The sequence below is a fragment of the Desulfobaccales bacterium genome, assembly GCA_041648175.1.
In the GTDB taxonomy this organism is placed as follows: Bacteria; Desulfobacterota; Desulfobaccia; order Desulfobaccales; family 0-14-0-80-60-11; genus 0-14-0-80-60-11.
In genome coordinates, this window is the sequence record JBAZPO010000065.1 from 1 (window position 1) to 3,299 (window position 3,299).

1 protein-coding gene is annotated in these 3,299 nt (G+C 51.7%); it reads right to left on the bottom strand.

Translation table 11 applies throughout. The annotated features are described in order from the left end of the window. Positions 1–3,299: DNA-directed RNA polymerase subunit beta' (gene rpoC, locus WC600_19030; GenBank protein ID MFA4904824.1), on the bottom strand; the 3,299-nt coding region annotated here is incomplete at both ends.

Sequence of the window (3,299 nt, forward strand, 5' to 3'; positions counted from 1 at the left end):
CGTCTTTAACCTTCAGGATGTCGCCAACCTGGGCTAGGTAGTGCTCCAATTCCCGACCGCGCTCGTCAATCAACGCTAACTTTGCTCCCCGATTCAGAACCACCGTCTGACCCAGCCGATTAACTGCCGAGAAAAGACCCTGTAATTTAACGGTATAATGAGCCACCTCTTTTTTCTGCTTACTGTCTTTCTGCTGCCGGACTTTTACCTCAGTTTCGCCCACAATCCGGCTGGCCGTTCCGCCAATATGGAAAGTGCGCAGAGTAAGCTGGGTGCCGGGTTCGCCAATGGACTGAGCGGCCACAATACCCACTGCCTCTCCTGTTTCAACCATCTTGCCGGTGGTAAGATTCCAGCCGTAGCATTTCTGGCAGAGTCCCCGCGGCGCTTTACAAGTTAAAACCGAACGTATCCGGATCTTTTCAATACCCATCTCCTCAATCCGGGCGGCCGTGGCTTCGCTTATCAATTCGTTGCTCTCTACAATTACCTCGTCGTTGACAATATCCACAATCCGGTCAACCGCCACCCGGCCGATAATACGCTCACTCAGGGGGACCATCAGCCTTTCTCCATCCCAAACCGGGGTGACCATAACGCCGGAATTGGTCTGACAGTCGTCAACGGATATCACCATATCCTGAGAAACGTCAACCAGGCGCCGCGAGAGATACCCGGCGTTAGAAGTTTTAAGGGCGGTATCAACCAGCCCTTTGCGTCCGCCGTGGGTGGAAATAAAATATTCCATGACCGTAAGACCTTCCCGGAAGTTGGCGATAACCGGCTGCTCAATAATCTCTCCGATGCCGCCGGTAATCTTCTTGGTCGGCCTGGTCATCAAGCCGCGCATGGCCATCAACTGGCTCACCTGTTGCTTGTTGCCGCGGGCTCCGGATTGAACCATCAGATAGATGGGATTAATCAAGAATTTATTTTCCAGGTCGCTCTTCAGCGAGGCAAAAAGATGCTCGCTCAAACGGCTGGTGCAGGAAGTCCAGGTATCAACAACTTTATGGTAGCGTTCGCCTTCGGTAATGATACCCTTGCGGTAATCACTCTCAATCCGATGCACCTCTTTCGCGGTGGTTTCCACCAGTTCCTTCTTGTCCTTCGGAATCGCCAGGTCGCGAATGCCGATAGTCAAACCGGAGCGGGTGGCAATCTGAAAACCAACATCCTTTGCCCGGTCCAGAAACCGGGCTGTTTTTTCGTAACCAAAACGGTTGTAAATTTCCTTAATCATCCGGCCCAGAACCTTACCGTCCACCAGGTTATCATGATAATCCATGCCGCCGGGTAAAAGTTCATTAAAAAGGATACGGCCCGGCGTAGTCTCAATAATCTCCCCATGCATTCGCACCCGGACCGGCTGGTGATAGGAAAGATATTCGGCGTCTAACTTCCTTAAAATCTCATCGGCGCCGGCGTAAACGGCAAATTTCCCCTCCTCCGGGGAAATGGTATTGTTTTTAAGAGTCAGGTAATAACAGCCCAGGAGCGCTTCCCGACTCAGGTTGATGATGGGCTTGCCGCTGGACGGGGAGAAAATATGCGTTGAGGCGTTCAGGATTAACTGGGCCTCCATCTGCGCCTCTACGGAAAGCGGCACGTGGACCGCCATCTGGTCACCGTCAAAATCTGCGTTAAAGGCGGTACAAACCAGCGGGTGAAGTTTAATTACGTTCTCCTCAATCAGGCGCGGGTAAAAGGCCTGAATGCTCAACCGATGTAAAGTCGGCTGCCGGTTAAGGAGAATCGGATGGTTGCGGGTTACATCTTCCAGAATTTCCCAGACTTCCGGGTCGTTCCGTTCCAGGGCTCGCTTGGCGCTGGAGATGGTGTGCACGTATTCCCGACGCCTTAATTCTCTTAAGATGAAGGGCGCAAACAACTCCAGGGCCATGTGCTTAGGCAGCCCACACTCGCTCAACTTCAAGTCCGGGCCAACGACAACCACGGCTCTTCCAGAATAATCAACCCTTTTACCGAGGAGGTTCTGGCGGAAACGCCCCTGTTTGCCGCGCAGCGTATCGGCCAACGATTTCAGGGGACGGCTGTTCCGACCCAAAACCTGCGGTCCGTGCCGACCGTTATCAAAGAGAGCATCAACCGCTTCCTGGAGCATCCGCTTTTCATTACGGATAATGATATCAGGCGCATGTAGTTTCAACAACCGCTTAAGCCGGTTATTCCGGTTGATGATACGCTGGTAGAGGTCATTAAGGTCTGAAGTGGCAAACCGGCCGCCTTCTAAAGGAAGCAGCGGTCTTAAATCAGGCGGAATAACCGGAATAACGTCCGTAATCATCCATTCCGGCCTGGTGTTGGTACGCAGCAGACCGTCAACAATCTTCAACTTCTTGATGATTGCCCGACGTTGTCCCTGGCTAAGACTAATCTTCAGTTTTTCCTGCAGGACATCTTTTTCTTTCTCCAGATTAATACCCTGCAGTAATTCCTTGATAGCCAGCGCACCGATTTCCGCCTTTAGTTTCGGAAATTTGACCAGCGTATCCCGATATTCCTTTTCGGTAATCAGGTCCTTCACCTGGTGCGGGCTATCGGCCGGGTCCAGAACCAGATATCGCTCAAAATAAAGCACTAATTCCAGATGGTTCTGGGACATATCCAGCAGCGTACCCATCCAGTTGGAAACAGATTTAAAGATCCAGACGTAACTGACGCAAGTCGCTAACGGGATGTGGCCCGCCCGAGTGCGCCGGACATCAGAAGTGGTCACTTCCACGTTGCACCGGTCGCAGACAATGCCCCGGTATTTAACCTTCTTATACTTGCCGCAGGCGCATTCCCAATCTTTAACCGGACCAAAAATCTTTTCACAGAAGAGGCCGTCTTTTTCGGCTTTAAACGTACGGTAGTTTATCGTCTCCGGTTTCTTGATTTCGCCGTGCGAAGAGGACCTTACCACTTCCGGGGATGCCAGGGAAATGGATACCGCTTCCTTTTCTCCGGTCTTCTTAACCAGTTTAATATCAAAACCCAGACCCTTTAGCTCACTCATCAAAACGTTGAATGACTCCGGGGATTGGTAGTAATCAAAATCCCGGTCCTTGACAATATTCTCATAAACTTTCTTTCGACCCTGAATATCATCGCTCTTCACCGTCAAAATTTCCTGCAGGATATTGCTGGCGCCGTAGCCTTCCAGAGCCCAGACTTCCATTTCGCCAAAGCGCTGACCCCCGAATTGAGCCCGGCCGCCCAAAGGCTGCTGGGTCACCAGGGAATACGAACCAACACTGCGGGCGTGAATCTTGTCGTCCGCCAGGTGGTAAAGT